General features: G+C 68.4%; 2 protein-coding genes. Both read left to right on the forward strand.

All coding sequences use genetic code 11. From position 1 onward, the window contains the following. The first annotated feature begins 1,098 nt into the window (after positions 1–1,098). Positions 1,099–1,719 (forward strand): hypothetical protein, encoded by a 621-nt coding sequence (locus tag ACZ7GZ_RS43000; RefSeq protein ID WP_471033276.1) that lies wholly within the window; start codon positions 1,099–1,101, stop codon positions 1,717–1,719. A gap of 59 nt (positions 1,720–1,778) precedes the next feature. Further along, positions 1,779–2,195 carry a helix-turn-helix domain-containing protein gene (locus tag ACZ7GZ_RS43005; protein ID WP_471033278.1) on the forward strand — a complete coding sequence of 139 codons (417 nt, stop codon included), beginning with the start codon at positions 1,779–1,781 and terminating at the stop codon, positions 2,193–2,195. Positions 2,196–2,511 lie beyond the last annotated feature (316 nt).

Genomic DNA, 2,511 nt, shown 5'->3' on the forward strand with positions numbered 1-2,511 from the left:
CCCGCGGAGCGGGTACCACATCGCTGCGCGATGTGCAAGTGGAGCGGTCGCTGCGCTCCCGCTCGCCCTCGCGATGCGAGGGCGCCTCCCTGCGCTGCGCTCCGGGAGGCGGTGAGGCCGGCCGCTGCGCGCCCGGCTGGCCGTGCATCGCGCGGCCGTGGCTGGCGGGGTGTCAGGTGCGGCTAGTGGGGCCTCCAGTGCGGGAGTTGGGGAGTGCTTCGCACTCCTGGGCGGGTCCGCTGCGCTCCCCCGCCTGACGGTCCTTCCGGCTGCGCCTCCAGAACCTTGGGGCCCGCTGGCGCGGGCCGGGCTGGCTACGAGGGTGGGGGTCGCTCGTTCGTGTGGGTTCCAGTGCAGCGAGTGCATCGGGTTGATGCAGCATGTACCGTTGGCGGAAACACGAGACACCCCCCAACCACCTAGAGAGCGCACGAGATTTGATGAATGGTCAGTGCCGGTATTGAACTCCCCCACTCTGGCGCGGAATTACGACTCGGGACGCTCCGAACCCGAGCCACAGAACAGTACCCCGGATGTCGGAAAGCCTGAATTCCGGCGTGCGGAGGTACCGGAGCCGGACGGCCCCCCGGGCCGGGCGGCGGAACCGCCCACCGGGACCGGCCACGCCTCCGTGCTTTTGAGCGTCACGGTCGGCACCACCCGAGACTCAGAGTCGCTGCTGCTGTCCACGACCCGAACTTGGGCGCGGCGCCGCACGCGAAGCGAGCGCAGCCACGGAGGCCGGCCCTCACGATCCGGTGGTTGTCGGCGGCGACACGCCCGCCGTTGCGAGCTGCTTGGCCCGTACGCACGGTGGCGTGTCGGGCGGGGTTCGCGTGGTGGTTGAGCTCTAGTGACACATAAGAGCGTTCCGCGCCGAAACAGGCTCTGACCTGCGATGATGCGAAACCGTTTGTTCTAGGTTTCCAGAACAAACGCATCCCGAGTGTTCTGGAGCTCTAGAACAAACGCCCCCCGTAGCTGACGGATCGTCAGCTGACCGTGAGTCACCGTTTGTTCTGCTCCTCCAGAACAAGCCGGTTTACCTAGTGCTACCGTGCTCCCCGAAACGTTGATCATCTCTGGAGGGCTGTGCTGATGGAACAGCTGCCGATCGTCCGCCCCGGCGAGCGTGTGGTCGCGCGGTCGGACGGTAAGGGCGGCTTGATCCTGGGCGTGGAGAAGATCCAGGGCCGCGAGTTCGCCGCGAGCGCGGAGGTCAGCGGCTACGTGCTGGACGCCCGGCTGCTGCTGAACGTGCTCGGCAGCCTGAAGATGCCCGGGAGCTGGTTCCAGGTGTGGTGCCAGCTCATGGCGCTGCAGAGCGCCAACCGGGCCGACGACAAGGAGCGCGCGGCCCCCCGCGGGTTCGTGAAGACGAACCAGCGCGACCTCCAGGCCCGGTGCAACCTCTCGGCGGCCTCCGTGAACGAGGCCAGCCAGTTCTTCGCGCACATCGGCTGGATGCGCACCGCTAAGCGCGGCGTCCTCCAGCTGAACCCGTGGCTCACGGTGGCTGGCACCTCCGGCGAGCAGGAGAAGTGGCAGAAGCTCTGGAACGGCGCCAAGGGCCCGGCCTGCATCATCCCGCACCCCGACTACCCCACCGAGTGGCGCCAGGCGCGCGAGGCGGAGAAGAAGGCCGCCGAGGCCGCCCGACGCAAGGAGAAGGTCGTCACGCTTCGGCAGCGGCGGCCCGTACGCAAGGCGAGCGCATGACGCCGCGCGGCATATCCTCGGTTACAGCGTCTCGACCTGATCGGAAGTGGTGAGGCTCCGTGAGCAGCTCTTACGTCCCCGGCCCTCCGACCGAGGCACCCGTGACGATCTCCCGTGACGTCCTGCGCCTCCTGGCCCTGGTCGACGTCTCCACCGCCGGCCGCCGCGTCCTGGACCAGCTGCTGTACCTCAGCGACCCGGAGACCGGCACCGCCTCAATCAGCCAGAACGAGATGGCACGCGAACTGGGCGCGAGCAAGCCGACCGTGAACCGCGGCTTCAAGGAACTGCGCGAGTGCGGACTCGCCTGGGCGCTGGAAGACGGCCTGTACCAGCTCCACCCGTTGCTGACCGGCGGCGCGGTCTCCTCCCCCATGGCGGTGCCCGAGATCAAGGCCGCCGATCCCGAGAGCTTCACCGAGCAACGACGGGCCCGGTTCGCCGCGCAGCTGGCCAACCTCGCCGCTACCGGTTGAACGCCCGCCAGGCCCGCCCACGAGATCCTGGCCCCACGGCGCTGCACCCCTGGTGCAGCGCCTTCTTCGTGCTTCTCTCGGTAGCACTAGGTAAACCGCGTTGTTCTGGAGGAGCAGAACAACACGTGGCGCTCCGGAGTCGTCGTGCTGCTCAGCGAGCAGCGAGCGGCGGTAGCACCAGGTGAACCGGTTTGTTCTGGCGCAGCAGAACAAACGCGGCGGCCGGCCTTGTCAAGTTGCTGATGGGGCAGGCGAGTTGAGGTGTGCTCGGGTGGTGAGGGTGGCCGCGGTCAGGCGGTCGTGGCCAGGAGGGTGG

This window comes from Streptomyces sp. NPDC037288 (genome assembly GCF_055603265.1).

Bases quoted from the DNA above. Each gene is read 5' to 3' on its own strand.
- ACZ7GZ_RS43000 (WP_471033276.1), top strand. From the start codon at position 1,099: ATGGAACAGCTGCCGATCGTCCGCCCCGGCGAGCGTGTGGTCGCGCGG.